At 62.3% G+C, this 15,323-nt stretch carries 15 protein-coding genes; 11 read left to right on the top strand and 4 right to left on the bottom strand.

Features of this window, described 5'->3' with window-relative positions; all coding sequences use genetic code 11:
* Window positions 1-14 precede the first annotated feature (14 nt).
* From NUW13_04145 to NUW13_04115, 7 genes are all read left to right on the top strand, one after another.
* Window positions 15-323, top strand: coding sequence for a hypothetical protein (locus tag NUW13_04145; GenBank protein ID MCR4438217.1), 309 nt, complete (start codon window positions 15-17; stop codon window positions 321-323).
* Window positions 324-363: 40 nt separating this feature from the next.
* Window positions 364-1,305: an ROK family protein gene (locus NUW13_04140; GenBank protein ID MCR4438216.1), complete on the top strand. Its 942-nt coding sequence runs from the start codon at window positions 364-366 to the stop codon at window positions 1,303-1,305.
* A gap of 140 nt (window positions 1,306-1,445) precedes the next feature.
* The gene (locus NUW13_04135) at window positions 1,446-2,447 is read left to right on the top strand and encodes a D-cysteine desulfhydrase family protein (protein ID MCR4438215.1); all 1,002 of its coding nucleotides are present in this window, start codon (window positions 1,446-1,448) and stop codon (window positions 2,445-2,447) included.
* A gap of 365 nt (window positions 2,448-2,812) precedes the next feature.
* Window positions 2,813-3,748 carry a prohibitin family protein gene (locus tag NUW13_04130; protein ID MCR4438214.1) on the top strand — a complete coding sequence of 312 codons (936 nt, stop codon included), beginning with the start codon at window positions 2,813-2,815 and terminating at the stop codon, window positions 3,746-3,748.
* 271 nt (window positions 3,749-4,019) lie between these two features.
* Window positions 4,020-4,169, top strand: coding sequence for a hypothetical protein (locus NUW13_04125; protein ID MCR4438213.1), 150 nt, complete (start codon window positions 4,020-4,022; stop codon window positions 4,167-4,169).
* Complete coding sequence (locus tag NUW13_04120; protein MCR4438212.1) at window positions 4,138-5,007, top strand: DUF6206 family protein; 870 nt, start codon at window positions 4,138-4,140, stop codon at window positions 5,005-5,007. The genes NUW13_04125 and NUW13_04120 overlap by 32 nt, the downstream gene beginning before the upstream one ends.
* 12 nt (window positions 5,008-5,019) lie before the next feature.
* Window positions 5,020-6,279, top strand: a complete 1,260-nt coding sequence (locus NUW13_04115; protein ID MCR4438211.1) for an aminotransferase class III-fold pyridoxal phosphate-dependent enzyme — start codon at window positions 5,020-5,022, stop codon at window positions 6,277-6,279.
* A 298-nt stretch (window positions 6,280-6,577) separates the two neighbouring features.
* On the opposite strand, the gene NUW13_04110 is transcribed toward NUW13_04115, so the two are convergent.
* The 4 genes from NUW13_04110 to NUW13_04095 form a co-directional block, all read right to left on the bottom strand.
* A complete protein-coding gene (locus NUW13_04110; protein MCR4438210.1) occupies window positions 6,578-7,687 on the bottom strand; it encodes a radical SAM protein in 1,110 nt (369 codons plus the stop codon).
* Window positions 7,688-7,884: 197 nt separating this feature from the next.
* Window positions 7,885-8,652 carry a pseudouridine synthase gene (locus tag NUW13_04105; protein MCR4438209.1) on the bottom strand — a complete coding sequence of 256 codons (768 nt, stop codon included), beginning with the start codon at window positions 8,650-8,652 and terminating at the stop codon, window positions 7,885-7,887.
* 28 nt (window positions 8,653-8,680) lie between these two features.
* A complete protein-coding gene (locus tag NUW13_04100) occupies window positions 8,681-9,721 on the bottom strand; it encodes a DUF2961 domain-containing protein (GenBank protein ID MCR4438208.1) in 1,041 nt (346 codons plus the stop codon).
* A gap of 10 nt (window positions 9,722-9,731) precedes the next feature.
* Window positions 9,732-10,562 carry a hypothetical protein gene (locus NUW13_04095; protein MCR4438207.1) on the bottom strand — a complete coding sequence of 277 codons (831 nt, stop codon included), beginning with the start codon at window positions 10,560-10,562 and terminating at the stop codon, window positions 9,732-9,734.
* A gap of 432 nt (window positions 10,563-10,994) precedes the next feature.
* Between NUW13_04095 and gcvH the strand changes: the two genes are divergently transcribed.
* The 4 genes from gcvH (at window position 10,995) to NUW13_04075 (ending at window position 15,315) form a co-directional block, all read left to right on the top strand.
* Window positions 10,995-11,429, top strand: a complete 435-nt coding sequence (gene gcvH / locus NUW13_04090) for a glycine cleavage system protein GcvH (protein MCR4438206.1) — start codon at window positions 10,995-10,997, stop codon at window positions 11,427-11,429.
* A gap of 94 nt (window positions 11,430-11,523) precedes the next feature.
* Window positions 11,524-12,768: a nickel-dependent lactate racemase gene (larA, locus tag NUW13_04085; protein ID MCR4438205.1), complete on the top strand. Its 1,245-nt coding sequence runs from the start codon at window positions 11,524-11,526 to the stop codon at window positions 12,766-12,768.
* Between the two features lie 34 nt (window positions 12,769-12,802).
* Entirely contained in the window at window positions 12,803-14,239 is a 1,437-nt protein-coding gene (locus NUW13_04080) for an FAD-binding oxidoreductase (GenBank protein ID MCR4438204.1), read from the top strand.
* Window positions 14,236-15,315 (top strand): (Fe-S)-binding protein, encoded by a 1,080-nt coding sequence (locus NUW13_04075; GenBank protein MCR4438203.1) that lies wholly within the window; start codon window positions 14,236-14,238, stop codon window positions 15,313-15,315. Before NUW13_04080 ends, NUW13_04075 begins: the two co-directional genes overlap by 4 nt.
* Window positions 15,316-15,323 lie beyond the last annotated feature (8 nt).

The raw sequence follows: 15,323 nt of genomic DNA, 5'->3' as shown, positions 1-15,323 counted from the left end.
TGGAGGGAAGACCTGTGGCAAAGGAGCGCCCTGTCTGCGTTCGCAAGTTGTCAGATGAAGAGGTGCGGGGGCAGTACCTTTTGGTGCAAAAGGGGAGCTTGGAGCTTTTCCCTGCGCCGGGCAAACCGTTCAAGTTGAAGGTGGGCGGCAAGTACCACGAGGTGGCCGTGGCCGCAGTGGAGTGCTGGAGCATGGGCCCGCGCAAGCCGACCAGGAGCTATCGCATCGACCTGCGCCCCTTCGTGGGCAGCATCCCTCTCCGCTATGGCCACAAGATCACCATTGAAAAGGTCAAAGATGGCTACTACGAGCTCAAGGCGTGATGGCTACTTTTCACAGGCAAGGCGAAGGTGGAGCGGCGCCATGAAGCTCATCATAGGGCTGGATCTGGGTGGAACCTTCTTGAAGTCGGCCTTGGGCGACATGAAAGGTCGCCTCTTGCAGAAAGGGAAGCGTCCTTCTGAGGCCACGGCCCCGGCGGACGTCATCTTTGAAAATATGTTCGCTGCCGTGGAGGAACTGCTCGTGGCCGCCGAACAGTACGGGGGCGTGGTGCAGGCTGTCGGGGTGGGCAGCCCAGGAGTGATCGATGTGCACAGGGGCCGACTGGTGGGGCAGAGCCCCAATCTTCCGCACTGGGCAAACGTGGAGATCGCCGGGAGGATGGCCTGCCATTTCGGCCTTCCCACGTTCGCGGACAACGATGCCAATTTGATGACCTTGGCAGAGGTGACCGTGGGCGCCGCCAAGGGCTGTCGCCACGTGGTGTGCCTAACCGTGGGCACGGGCATTGGCGGCGGGCTGTACCTGAACGGCGAAATCTACCGCGGCAACCATTTTGCCGGCGCCGAGCTCGGCCACACGCTGGTAGAGTTCAACGGTCGGCCTTGCCCATGCGGCGGGCGCGGCTGTCTGGAGCAGTACGCCTCCGCACCAGCTACCGTGCGGGAGTATACGGCCCGGCTTCAGCAGGCCGGCAAGCCGGTACCCTCCGAGGTAGATGCCAAGTTAGTTTTTGAACGCGCCAAGTTGGGCGAGCCGGAGGCCGTGGCCGCCGTTGAGCTGACCAGCCAGTACCTCGGCGCGGGCATTGCCAGCTTCGCCAATGCCCTCAATCCGGAGATGGTGGTCATCGGTGGCGGAGTTGCCGATGCCGGCCCCTTTTTCATCGACCGCGTGGCGCAGGCGGTGCGCGAAAGGGCAATGCCCACTGCCTGGAAGGGGCTACAGATCCGGCCGGCGGAGCTTGGCAACGACGCCGGGGTGATTGGGGCCATCCTGCTTGCTGCCCAAATCTTGAGTTGAATCTGTGAGGCGCTGCTACGGACGGCAGCGCCTTTTTGTCCTGGTTGCTGCCTCGGGGGAGCGCCAGACGGCGTGCTAGACCATCTCGTCCCCTCGGGGCTACAGAGCCTGTCTCCCACATTCCACGAGGAGGATCTGCCGTGCATTTCGCGTTTCCGCCGCGCGTGTCACTTGCCCATCTTCCCACGCCTGTGCATCACCTTCCCCGGTTGTCCAGCAGCTTGGAAGGGCCGGAAATCTACCTCAAGCGGGACGATCTCACTGGGTTTGCCCTCAGCGGCAACAAGGTGCGCAAACTGGAGTTCGTCGTTGCCGACGCGCTGCGCCACGGAGCGACGGTCCTCATCACCTGTGGGGGCACTCATTCCAACCATGCGCGCGCAACGGCAGTGGCAGCCGCACGCCTTGGGTTAAAGTGCCACCTTGTGCTCCGGGGCGAACCCCCTGAGGTTTATGACGGCAACACCCTCATCGCCAAGTTGGTGGGCGCGGAGATGAGCTTCATCACCCCTGAGCAGTATTATGCTCATCGCGACGAGATCATGGCCGAGAAGGCGGCCGAGCTGGAGCGCGACGGCGAGCGTGCTTATGTGATCCCGGAGGGGGCCTCCAATGCCGTAGGCGCGCTGGGGTACCTGCAGGCCGGCCAGGAGATCGCCCGTGACCAGGAAGAGCTCGGCGTGTCGTTTGATGCGGTGGTTTTTGCCGTGGGCTCCGGCGGCACCTACGCGGGCATGTTTCTGGCCAGCAAGCTAAGCGGCCTGCGCGCCCGTGTGGTGGGCATCAACGTGTGTGACGACGCGGCGTATTTCGTGCACCGCATCGCTGGCATTATCGAAGAGTTCCGGGCGCAATTCGGCGCGGAGTTCGCTTACAGCCCGGAGGAGATCGAGATTGTCGACGGCTATGTGGGATTGGGGTACGGACTGAGTCGGCCTGAGGAGTTAGCCTTCATCCGCCAGGTGGCGCGTACGGAGGGAGTGCTGCTAGATCCGGTCTACACCGGCAAGGCCATGTACGGGCTGGTGGATCAGATAAGGCGGGGTCGGTTCCGCCCCGGTGAGAGGGTGCTGTTCATCCACACCGGTGGGGCGTTTGACCTGTTTCCGCTGCGCGAGGAAGTGGTTCGCAACGGGCCTTAGGCCGAGGAGAAGAGACGGACCCTGGTAGAACCGCCCGGAGGTTTTGCTGAGAACGCTCCTGATGCACGAGCTGGGCTCTTTGCCAGTAGCCTCGTTTGTGCTCCGGCGCACCCCCCGGAGGCTCGAAGGAGTTGACGTTGTCCTGGCAGTGGGTTCATCAGAAACGAGGGCAGCGGAAGTTGTAGGGCGCGGCGCAAAGCAGAGGTTTGCGCTACACGGGCTGTCAGCAGATGGGGCTCTTGAGGGACAAGGGAGCGAAAGTGGCGGGGGGTAGCTAGGTCAGGGAGAGGGAGGTTCTGTGCCTGGCTGTCGTGTGCTGCGACGCTCGGCGGCTGTAGCTTTGTACCCCAAGCTTGGAGGTAATCATGGCAGGCTACCTGATCACAGCATTGATTGTCCTATTCGTCCTGCAGCTGGTGCTGGCTTCGCTGCGCCAGAGAGGGATGAAGCTCCCCGCCTTTGGCAGCAAGACGATTCTCCTGGCTTTAGCGGCGATCGTGCTGTTTGTGCTCATCGTTGATGCGGTGGTCATCATTCAAGCCGGCACGGTGGGGGTGGTCAAACGGCTCGGCGCCGTGCATCGCGAGCTGCCCCCGGGCATGCACGTGGTGATTCCGGTGGTAAACCGGGTGGTCATCTTCCCCACCATCAAAAAGACCTACGAGGCCTCCGACGAGCCGAGTCAGAGCCGGGCTGACTTTCCGGATGTGGTCATCAGCGCCCTGACCTCGGACGGGCAGCAGATCCGCGTCGGCATCACCGCGCGCTTCATGATCCAACCCGGCATGGCGCCCTGGATCCTGCAGAACCTCGGCACCGAGCGCGACTATGTGGAGAAGGTCGTCAAGACGGAGATCCGTGGCTCGGGGCGGCGCGTACCCACCAAGTTCGCCTCGTACGACCTCTACACCCGGCGCAGCTACGATGCTCAGCAGGCGCTGTTCGACGAGCTCGCCCCGAAATTTGCCGCCAACGGCCTGATCTTGGACGAGCTGGTGCTGCGCAACATCACCTTCACGCCGGAGTACGCGCGCACGCTCGAGGAGAAGCAAATCGCCTTGGAGAACATCACCACCGAGAAGAACAAGCTGGAGCAGGAGAAGATCCGCAAGGAGCAGAAGATTGTCGCGGCCGAGGGCGACGCCAAGAGCATCGAGATCCGACAGGCAGCGCTGAGCAAGAACCCCACCATCATCCAGTGGGAGTTCGTCCAGAAGCTGGCGCCGAACATCCAGTGGGGCGTGCTGCCGCAGAACATCGTGCCGCTGGTGAATCTGCAGGGATTCGGCGGCCAGAGATAGCGCCGGCCTTTTGGCCTCGCGCCGCGGCCGACGGGCTGACCTTGCCGTCGGCAAGAGGTGCCTGCCGCACTCCGCCTTCTGCGCGCAAGGGTCGTTGTTGTGCTTGTCACCGACGAGCTGGAGCCTCACGCCACCAGCATGGCTTCTTGCCTGCGGCGACTTCGTCGACAGGAGGCCATGTTTTGGCACGTTGTCGTGCAGGGGCGTCTGGCAGCAACATGCTTCGCCACGCGGCGCTTGGCATAGGAAAGGAGAGGGAGAAGATGCGCACATGAGGGCGACAGGAGGTTTGTCAATTTCGGTGGACGCCGAGCTCCTTCAGCGCTTCGAGCGCGGACTTGACCCCCGTGTCCCAGAGCGGAGCGCCATTCCCGCGCGCGTGCTCGGCTTTGGCGAAATCAGCACGGTGTTCGCAATTTGACGCGGATGGCCTGCGCGGCCTGGCCTTCAAGCGCATGCCTCTATTCCTGAATGACGATGAGGTGCGTCGCTACGCCTCGGTCTACCAGGAGTACTGCCGGCTGTTGGAGGAGGACATCGGCCTTGCGCTTCCGCCTCATGGGTACCAGGTCATCCGCGGCCGCATGGGGCGGCCTGTCTTCTACATCGTGCAGGCGCAATTGCCGGCCGAGTCCATCGGCAATCGCCTCATCCACCGGCTCGCGCCGGAGGAGGTCGGCTTCCTGGAGGGGCGCGTGCTCAGGGAGCTGCGCAAGGTGTGGCTCTTCAACCGGCGGCAGGAGCACCTGCAGGTTGCCATCGACGGCCAGATTTCCAATTGGGCGCCTGCGCGATGGGAGGGGAGCGCGCAGGACATTGCCCAGGCGCCGCTCCTCTACCTCGACACCAGCACCCCGCTCTTCCGCGTGCGCGGGGTGGAGCAGTTGGACACGGAGTTGTTCCTGCGCAGCGCCCCCTCTTTCTTGGTGTGGATCCTCCGCCTCTTTTTCCTCAAGGACGTTGTGGACCGCTACTACGACTTTCGGCGGGTGGTGGTGGATTTGGCGGCGAATTTCTACAAAGAGCAGCGCCCGGAGTTGATCCCCTTGGTCCTCCGCGTGGCCAATGCCTTTTTTGCGCAAGAGGCGGCCGACTTGCACATTGCCCCAATCGCCGACAAGGAGGTGGCCGCATATTACCGGGAGGACGCCCTCATCTGGAGGCTCTACCTCGGCATGAGGAAGATCGACCGCTTCCTGCGCACACGGCTATTGGGAGGCGAGTACCCATACATTTTGCCGGACAAGATCAAGCGTTAGAGGAGGACAGAGATGGCCGTTATCGGTGGCATGCCCAAGGAGCGGATTATCGAGAGCTTTGCGCGTCATGTGTCCAGTGGCAAGGTGGAGTTTTTTCGCAAAGCCGGCATCGACTTTGTGTTTGGCAGGAGAGAGGGGGTGTACGTCTGGGATGTGACGGGCCGGCAACGACTCATCGATTGTCACTGCAATGGCGGGGTGTTCAACCTCGGTCACCGCCACCCGCGGGTGGTTGCCGCGTTGGAGGCTGCCTTGGAGGAGCTGGACATTGGCAACCATCACTTCATCAGCGAACAGCGTGCTCTGCTGGCGGAACGATTAGTGGCCCTCTGTCCAGGGCACCTGAGCAGGGTGGTGTTCGGGGTAGGAGGGGGCGAGGCCATTGACATGGCCATCAAGATAGCGCGGGCCCACACGCGCAGGCCGAAGGTCATCTGTGCCAACGGCGGGTATCACGGCCACACCGGCTTTGCCTTGGCCGCAGGGGACGCCAAGTACAGTGCGCCTTTTGCACCCTTAGCACCAGGCTTTGTGCAAGTGCCCTTTGGTGACTTGGCAGCATTGGCTGCCGCCATGGACGCTGACACCGCTGCCGTCATCTTCGAGACCATTCCCGCCACCATGGGCATCGTGGTGCCACCCGAGGACTATTTTGCCGGGGTGCGCCGGCTGTGCGATCGGCATGGGGCGGTGATGATTATCGATGAGGTGCAGAGCGGTCTGGGCAGATGCGGGGCACTCTGGGGCATCGACACCTTCGGCGTAGTTCCCGACATTCTGGTCACCGCCAAAGGACTCTCCGGTGGTCTCTATCCGATTTCCGCCACCATCTACAGGGAGCACCTCAACCCCTTCTTGCATGAGAACCCTTTCAGCCACATCTCCACTTTTGGCGGCGCGGAGGTCGGCTGTCGCGTCGCCCTGGAAGTGCTCGCCATCCTCGAGGAGCCCGAATTCCTGGCGCACGTGCGGCGGATGGCGGCGCGCTTTGCCGAGGGCTTAGCAAGGCTGAAGGAGCGGCACGGCGGGGTGTTGGTGGAGGTGCGCCAGCGCGGTTTGATGCTGGGACTGAAGCTTGCCCACGAGGCGATGGGGCCCCTGCTCACCTTGGCAGGGTTCCGGTTTGGGCTGCTCTGCATTTACGCCAACAACGACCAGTCGGTGAACCAGCTGCTGCCGCCGCTGACCATTCAGGAGCATGAAGTCGACGAGGTGCTGGCTGCTCTGGAGGCCATGCTGGCCTGGCTGGAGCAGGCAACGGCGAAGATGTGAATCCTAGCGGTGAGTGACTGCGCGTGAAGCGCGCAGCCTCCGCTCGCGACAGGATACCGGCAGTGCGCCCGGGGTTGTCCTCCTGGGGCCTGCTGGTGGGAGCGGCCATTGCCACGGGCGTGCTCCCGAACATCTCTCCTGGAGTCGGCAGAAGGGAGGAGGAGCGTGGGCCAACTTTCCGCTCCAGGTTCGGGAAATGTGCTCTTTGCTCCTTGCGGCCAGAGCACAGCAGCGCCGCGCCTCTCCGTGAGCCAGCGGGCGTTCAGCTCCCGGCGAATCCTCCCCCGCGCCTGATTTCCTACAGGCCCAGCAGGTGCTGGTTGCCCAAGTGGACGCGCCGCAGCCCGGCAGCCCGTGCCGCCTCCACGCAGGAGTAGGCCTGTTCCCGCGAAGTTGCAGGAAGGTCACTCATGAAGAACTGGGGGTAAAAGGCGAGCAGCGAATAGGGCGTGTCCTGGTGCAGGGAGGCGATAAAGCCGGCAATGCGACGAACCTCGTCGGCCTCCACGTAGCCCGGAACAAGCAGAGTGCTGACCACAAGGAGGGGCACGGAGGGGCGTTGCCGGGCGAGCCTTGCCAGCCAGGCCACATTCGCTATGGTCTGGGCGTTGCTCGTGCCGCACAGCGCCTCGTGCAGCTGCGGCGTGAAGGCTTTGAGGTCGATCTTGATGCAGCCGCCGCTGCGCAGGGAGAGATCCGCCATCTTGCGCAGCGCAGGGAGGCCGACGCTGCCGTTTGTCTCCCAGCAGATGCGCAGCGGCCGCCCTGCGTTGGCACGGAGCGCAAGACGCGAGGCGGCCAAGGCGTGCGCCACTTGAGGCGCAGGGTCACCGCCGAAGTAACAGATGCAGGCGGTTCGCCGGTCCACGGCTGCTGCCAGCTCCTGCGCAGAGCGCTGTCTGTTGGTGGGCTTTGCTTCCCGGTAGTGCCAGTTCTGGCAGAACAGGCAATCAAAGCTACACGCCTTGTAGAAGACGGCGAGGTTTGTGTAGCCGTACTCAGGCCCGGGAGCATAGGGGAAATCGGGATAGCCGACTTCTGCGCCGGCTGGACAGACCCAGCTTGCCACGCAATTGGTGGGCAGGGGGTCGTGGTACCAGCTCACCAGGGCGCCGCGCGGCGTGCCCGCCAGTTGCATGAGCCTGCCGCCCTCGTTGCGCCGCAGCCCGCAGTAGCCGCGCCCGCCAAGGGGCATGCGGCAATTGTTGCCACACCCCTTGCAACCCACACCCTCTGCGGCCCTGGGCATTTCGTCGGGCACATCAAAGGGTCGGCGCGCCGCACGATGCGCCTGCCGCACGAATTCCTTTGCCTGCACCTCCCGCTGCACTATGCAGCTGGCACAGACGCCCAGGGCCCGACTGACTAATCCTGGCTGACCGCAGAGCTTGCAGCGTTCGCTTGCCACGCCTTGTCCTCAACACAGCGCGCACCACGCCTCGTCATCCGCTCCGGGGCTCTCTTTGCGTGCATTGCCTCGCCTGCGTTTCCGTTCTGCGCCCAAAGGGCCTCCGGCAAGTTGCCCGCGCGACATATCAGTCCGGCGTGCCCAGCACAGGCGGACTGGCCCTTGAGGCGCGCGGCTTTTCTCGTGCGGTGGCTGCTTCAGATGTTCCTCATGCCAGCCCGGCCGGATTCCCACTCTGGCAGAGGCCGATATTTGCGCAACGCGTGCAGCAGGGCGCGAAAATCCTTGGGCAGCGGGGCCTGCACCACCACCTTGCCACTGCTCGGCGATACGAAGTGAAGCTCAGCCGCATGCAGTGCCGGCCTGCTCAGGAGTGGTCGCTCTTCCTGGTCTTGTTTCCGCTTGTAATGCGTCTTGAGCTCCGAGAGGTAGAGGGCAGGCCGGCCGCCATAGGAGCGGTCGACCGCCAGCTGGTGCCCGATGGCCTGCAGGTGGGCGCGAATCTGGTGCGTCCGGCCGGTGCGCGGCACCACGCGCAGCAAGGTGTACCCGCGAAAACGCTCCAGCACCTGGTAGTCGCTTTGTGATTTCTTGCCGTAGCTGCGTACGACCACGTGCCCACGCCGCCGACTATCGGCGGCCAGCGGCAGGCCAATTGTGCCGTTCTGCGCCACTTCACCGAGGACTATGGCCAAATAGACCTTGACCATGGCGCGCTCTTGAAGCTGCAGGCAGAGCGCGCGGTGGGCCTCCTTTCCCTTAGCGAAGAGCACCACCCCACTTGTGCCCTCGTCCAGGCGGTGCACCGGCAGGATCTGCTCCCCTGCATGAGTGGCGCGTAGCACGGCCAGGAGGTTGGGCCGCGCAGCATCCCAGCGGTCCGGGATGGTGAGCAGCCCTGGTGGTTTGTCCACGGCCAGCACTGCGTCATCTGAAAAGAGGATGTTCAATTGAATTCTTGCCATGGCCTGAGGTCGAAGTTTACCCAGCCTGTCAAATGATCTCCCGCCCGTTTCGGTCCGGCAGAGGCGGAAAGGGTGCCGGCGGCAGGGTCTGGTACCAGTAGGCCACCGAGGCAATGTCGTCCTGCAGGGGGAGGAAGCGCCGCCCGCTCCGCCAGCCGAGGGCCTGCATGGTCACCTTGAGCTCGGCGGAGAAAAAGACCGGATCGTGCACGTGAAAGCGATACAGGGTCATGCGTGCGCCTGGTTCGCCTGATTTTTTCACCACCTGGTGAAAGCCGCAGAAAGGCCCGCTAAAGTCCTCGCCGAAACACCAGGCGCCGCCGAAATAGTCCTCAGTGCCCGTGCCGCAGATGGTGGGAAAGTCCCGGTCGCCGTCGATAAACATCTTGATTTCGCCCTCTCCCCACCAACCGGCGTTGTTTTGCTGCCAGGCCATGAAGGTGCCTACATAGTGCCCCTGGCCGCGCACGCCATCCACGAGGACATGGTCACAGCCGTAGGGCAATGGATTGGAGCGCCGCCACTGGGCATGCAAGTACAGGGCATCTTCGGGCACTTGCTCCAGGGTGTAGTTGATGGTATAGAAAAAGTGCGGCAGTTCCTCCGGGGCTTGGTTTTCCACCGTGATGCGGGCGTGGGTACGGAAGGGCATGGGGAGGTAGCAGTTCATCCCTCCGGACGGATTGACGTTGATGGGGAGGGCCAGGATGTTTTGCCGACAGCCCCAGGAGTTGCAGAAAAAATCGCCCAGAGGTACTTCCACCGAAGGCTGGGCAAGGTGGTCCCAGAAGCATCTGAGGATGAGGTCGCGATAGAACTTTTCGCTGCAGGTGAGCCAGATGTGGCGGATCACACCCGGGCCGTCGTGGTCCATCAGGGTGGCGGTCTGCCCCGGCGCGATGCTGATGCAGGGGCGCACCTTCCACCCGCGTCCCAATTCCCTGGCAGGGCTCTGGGCATCCGGCTCTGCCATCGCCCCTTTTCCCTTTTCGCCTGTGGGATTCTCGGCGCTGAGAGAGCGCGACTCGGCCTGACGTTTGCGAAAGACGTTGGCAAGGTCGATTTCCATGTTTGTCTCCTCACTCCTGTGGTGCCAAGCCAAACAGCCGTTGTCGGGCGCGCTGCGCCCAAAAGTGCCGCAAACAGAGACGCAGATTCAGTGTCAAGTCCGGCTTGCCGTTGATGACGAACAGCCCGGCCGAGGCCGCGTACACGCCACGGCGTAGTGGTCGCAAGTTGACCGTCGCCTGGCCTCCTGTCCTGCGTCTGAGCTCGTGGCGCACCATCTTGTTGATCTTGTCAGCCAGGCGCAGGTGGGTGTCCACCAGAAAGATGGCCACATCTGGCGCCAAAGCCTCGACGCGGTCGAAGAAGGCGGCCACCACCGGCTGATGGATGTTCTTGGGTGGGCTGGACTTGGTCTCCACGTAGACCAGCAGCTCACCCAAGAGGGCAACCACGTCAAAGTCGCCGCCTGCCGGCAAATCGTAGACCTTGACGTCCCAGCCCACAGTGGCGGCAAAGGCCTGGGCAAAGAGCTGCGCCACGTACCACTCTAAGGTGTCCCCGAAACTGTACACCGCCTGGTTTCGCAGCCGGAAGGTGTCTTGACTTTCGCCTGGGGCAATCACCCTTGCCCGGAGCAAGTAGTCGACGTAGCGCTGGGCCTTGCGCGGCGAGCAGTAGTGCAGCAGGTCCTCGGCGCGAAAGCCGGCGCGGTACTTGATGACATCCCGCAGCAGCAAGCGGAAGGAATAGCGCTTCATGAATCGGAGGAATTCCTGACACGCCTGCGGGTCTGCTGGCTCCGGCAAGAGCACGTTGTCCAGCGGAGAATCGCCGGCATAGCGCAACCCTCGTTGGCTGATGATGGTGCGAATGCTCTCCTGTTGCCGAGCCTGGTCGTTCATACTGCGCCTCATGTTTCCCTGTGTTGCTATTTTACGACATTTTCTCCTGTCAAGCAAGCGGAAAGCGCGGAGGAGGGCGCCAGCGAGTCTTTCCCAAAAATGCCAACCGCTTTGCCGGGCATTCCCAGTTTTGGGAAGCATTCGCTTCGACATGGCCACGAGGGCGATCGTCAGGTGTGCTAACTTCCTGTAAATGTGGAGGTGCCTTGGCGGCGTCAAGTCTTGGCGCATGGCATGCAGTTTGAAAACCATTCGTTTCCGACGAAGCTGGCCGGTTTTGCTTGACTTTGAGGGGGGAATTTTGTATAATAGCGCGGCCTTGCCGCACGCGTGCGCCCGTGCCAGCGGGGATGGCCACGCACGGGCGTGCAGTTTCCGGGCGGTGGCGCTCGGCAAATTGTCCTGCATTGCGGCATCACCAAGGAGGGAGCCATGGAAATTGAAGGTTACGACTACCCGGACGATCTCTACTACCACAGGGAGCACACTTGGGTCAAGCCCGAGGGCGATGGCCGCGCCAGAGTGGGGATGACGGACTTTTACCAAAAGCTCTCAGGGGAGATCGTCTACGTGGACCTGCCTTTCGAAGGCGACGAGGTCTCTGAAGGGGAGACGGTGGGCAAGCTGCAATCCAGCAAGTGGGTGGGCAAAATCGTCAGCCCACTCACCGGCACCATTGCCGAGGTGAACAACGCCCTCGAGGATACGGCCAACCTGATTAACAAGTCCCCCTATGGTGACGGGTGGATCATGGTCATCGAGGCCTCTGACTTGGATGCCCAGCTTGCCGGCCTCATGAAGATTGGCGACATCCCCAAGTACCTTGAAGGTGAGAAGGAGCGGGTGGAGCGCGAAAAGAAGAAGTAGTGGGCCCGCGCGGTCTTTGTGCTCCGCCGAACGAGGGGTAAGCAGCGCGAGGGGTGCTGCAGAGCGTTGTCCACTTTCCGCGAGGAGAGCGACGGTGAGACTTGCGATCCCGTACGGCAGAGAGGCGCAGCAGGTGGAGATCGCCGACCACCACGTGATGCACGTGCTTCACCCCAACTCTGTAGTGGTCGGCGATGAGATGGCAACACTCATGGCGGCAATCTCGTCGCCGCTGCAATCGCGCCCGTTCGACGAATTCCTGTCTGACGCCCGAGACGTTCTTTTCATTGTCAACGACGGCACGCGCCCCACTCCTACCGCCAAGATACTCGACATCCTGCAGCCGAAGATTCCTCTCACAAAAAGCCGTTTCTTGATTGCCACCGGTGTGCACCGGGCACCGACGCAGGAGGAATACGACTTTATCTTTGGGCGTCATTATCCCTACTTGAAAGATCGCATCTACGTCCACGACTGCCGCAAGCAGGAGGAGATGGTGCACATCGGCACCTCGGTGAACGGCACCGAAATGTACGTCAACCGCATGGGCGTGGAGGCGGACAAGATTGTCATCATCGGCTCGGTGGAGCCCCACTATTTTGCCGGCTACACGGGCGGCCGCAAGTCCTTCCTCCCGGGCATTGCCTCCTATGCGACCATTGAGCAGAACCACAAGCACGCGCTGCGCCTGGAGGCTAAGGCGCTGGTGCTGGAAGGCAACCCGGTGCACGAGGACATGATCGATGCCTTGCGCAGCATCGCCGACAAGGAGATCTTTTCCATCCAAACGGTCCTGGATCGGGACCGGCGTATTTATGCAGCAGCAGCAGGCGATCTCCATGCTTCCTTCCGCGCGTGCATTGCCAAGGCCAACGAGGTCTTTACCGTGAAAATCCGCGGCAAGGCCGATGTGGTGGTCTCGGTGGCACCCTACCCAATGGATGTGGACCTTTATCAATCGCAGAAGGCCTTGGACAACGGAAAGTTAGCGCTCAAAGAGGGCGGGATTCTCATCATGGTCTCCAAGTGCCGCACCGGCATCGGCGAGCGCACTTTTTTCGATCTGCTTTCCAGTTGCGACTCCCCCCGGGCCACCATCGAAAGAATCGGCAAGGAGTTCAAACTCGGCTATCACAAGGCAGCGAAGATGGCGGAGATCAATACCTGGGCACAGGTCTGGGGGGTCACCGACCTGCCGGACAAGGACCTTGAGGCAATCTTCATCAAGCCGTTCCGCAGCGTGCAGGAGGCCTTGGACGAGGCGCTGGCAGAAAAAGGACCTGATTGTCAGGTGATCTTCTTGATGGATGGCAGCATCACCGTGCCACTGTTGGATTGAGCGGCACGGAGAACCGAAAGAGAGGAGAAAGATCATGGCGCTCAAGAAAGAGGTCATCGCACGACTGCAGAGCATTGTGGGCGAAGACCGCTGCAAGACCAGCATCGCCGAGCGCTACGTCTACGCCTTTGACGGTGGCATCCACCGCGAGGTGCCGGATGTGGTCGTGCAGCCGATCAACACGCAGGAGGTCGCCCAGATCGTGAAGCTGGCCAACGAATTCAAATTCCCCGTGGTGCCGCGCGGTGCCGGCACCGCCCTCTGTGGACATTCGGTGCCCATCGACCACGGCGTGGTGGTCGACCTGCAGCGCATGAAGAAGATCAAAGAGATCTGCGTCGAGGACCTGATCTGCGTGGTGGAGCCAGGGGTGGTGTGCGACCACCTAAACGCGGCCCTGAAAAAGTACAAGTTCTTCATCCCCGGTCCTGCCAGCAGCGAGGCGGCAACGCTTGGCGGCATGGTTGCTTGTAACGCCTCGGGTGATAAGGCTCTGAAGTACGGGGCCACGCGGGACGTCGTGCTTGGCCTGGAGGTGGTGTTGCCCACCGGCGATATTGCCCGGTGCGGTGCCCGTTCAGTGAAGGGGGCCAGCGGCTACCAGTTCGAGAAGCTCTTCGTCGGCTCGGAAGGAACCTTGGGCATCGTCACCGAAATCACCCTCAAGCTGGTGCCCTTGGCCACCTACCGCGCAGGGTGCGTAGCGGCGTTTGCCCATATCCGCGAGGCAGGGCAAACGGTGTCCGACATCATCGCTGTGCCTATCCTGCCGTCGAACATGGAGCTGATGTCGGGCACCTGCATCAAGGCGGTCAACAAGGCCACCGGCCTGGGGCTGCCCGAGGTCGATGCCATCCTGCTCATCGAAGTGGACGGGAACAATCTGCAGGCGGTGCGGGAGGAGCTGGCAAAGGTCACCGAGGTGTGCAAGAAGAACAACGCCGTGTCCATGGACTTTAGTGAGGACCCCAAGCGCCTGGAGGAGCTGTGGAAGGGGCGCAAGCAGATGATCCCCTCGCTGAGCGCCCTGCGCGAAGAATACGCCACGGTGATGCTCGCTGATGATATGTCCGTGCCCATCTCCAAAGTGCCGGAGGCGGTGGTGCGCTTCCAGGAGGTCTCGGACCGCTACGACATCGAAATCCCCGCCTACGGCCACGCCGGTGATGGCAATCTGCACACCAAAGTGCTCATGGATCCCACCAACCCGGACCACTGGCGGCAGGCGGACAAGGCAGTGCAGGAAATCTATGACATTGTGCTGGAGCTGGGCGGCACGGTGACCGGTGAGCATGGCATTGGCATTACCAAGACGCCGTACTTCCGCCAGGAGCGCGCCAGCTTGATCGCGGCGATGAAGGCTGTCAAACGCGCTTTGGACCCAAACAACATCATGAACCCGCACAAGATTCAGGAGTGGGAAAATGGGTTCATCACCCACCTACGGTACCCTGTGGAGGTGTCGCAATGAAAGGCGAATATCTGAAACCGTGGCTGAACGAACTCATCACCTGCACTCTGTGCGGGTACTGCAAGAACGTCTGTCCGCCCTTTGACGAGATTCTTTGGGATGGCACCTCGGCACGGGGGCGCAACATCTTGGCGTACGGCATGCTCACCGGCGAGATCCAGGCGGACGAAAGCGTGGCGCAGAGGATCTACGAATGCACCATGTGCGGGGACTGCGAGCGGCGCTGCCCCTCCAAGGTCAAAGTGCCGCAGATCGTGCGGGCGGCGCGCGCCGAGCTGGTGGACATGGGGCTGGCCTTCCCCGGCCAGATCATGCTGGCAGAGAACGTGATGGCCTCGGGCAACATCTTCGGGGACCAGGAAGTGATGTTGCCCAAGCAGGAGGGGGAGGTGCGCGTATTCATCGGCTGCCAGTTCTTGGCGCGGCCGAATAAGGTGAAAAAGTACCTCAAGATACTCGAGATGATCGGCCTCAAGCCCAAAGTGCAGGAGGAGATCTGCTGCGGGTTTCCCCTGGTCTCTCTGGGCTTTGTGCACAAATTCGAGGAGCACAAGAAGCGCTTGGCCCAGATGCTGGCCAAAGAGCCCACCATCACCTTCTGTCCCACCTGCACGGTTTTCCTCAAAGAGGAGTACGGTATCCCGACGCGCCACTTCTTGCAGGCGGTGGCCGAAAAGCTCCCGGCCGACAAGGTCAAGAAGCTGGAAGTGACGGTCACCTATCATGACCCGTGTGACTTGGCGCGCGGTGCCAAGGTGGTGGAAGAGCCGCGGCGCGTGCTGAGCGCGATTGGCGCGGAAGTGAAGGAGATGCCGAAGAGCAAGAACACCACGCGCTGCTGCGGTGGCGGTGGCGGCATTCTTTCCTCCAACGAGCAGCTCTCCGCGCAATTGGCGCGCAACCGGGTGCGTCAGGCCATGGCCACAGGGGCGAAGACCATCGTCACCTCTTGTGCCACCTGCGAGCAAACCCTCAAGAAGGGCGCTACGTCTTTGGCTGAGGCAGGGGAGGGCGACATCGTCGTGCGCGACGTGGCAGACTTGGTGTGGGACGCGCTGCGCTCGGCTGGCGCTTGAAGGCGGTG

Source organism: candidate division KSB1 bacterium, from assembly GCA_024655945.1.
GTDB lineage: Bacteria > Zhuqueibacterota > Zhuqueibacteria > JANLFK01 > Oleimicrobiaceae > Oleimicrobium.
Note: the sequence above shows the minus strand (reverse complement) of the source record. Positions and strands in the feature narration are given on the sequence as shown.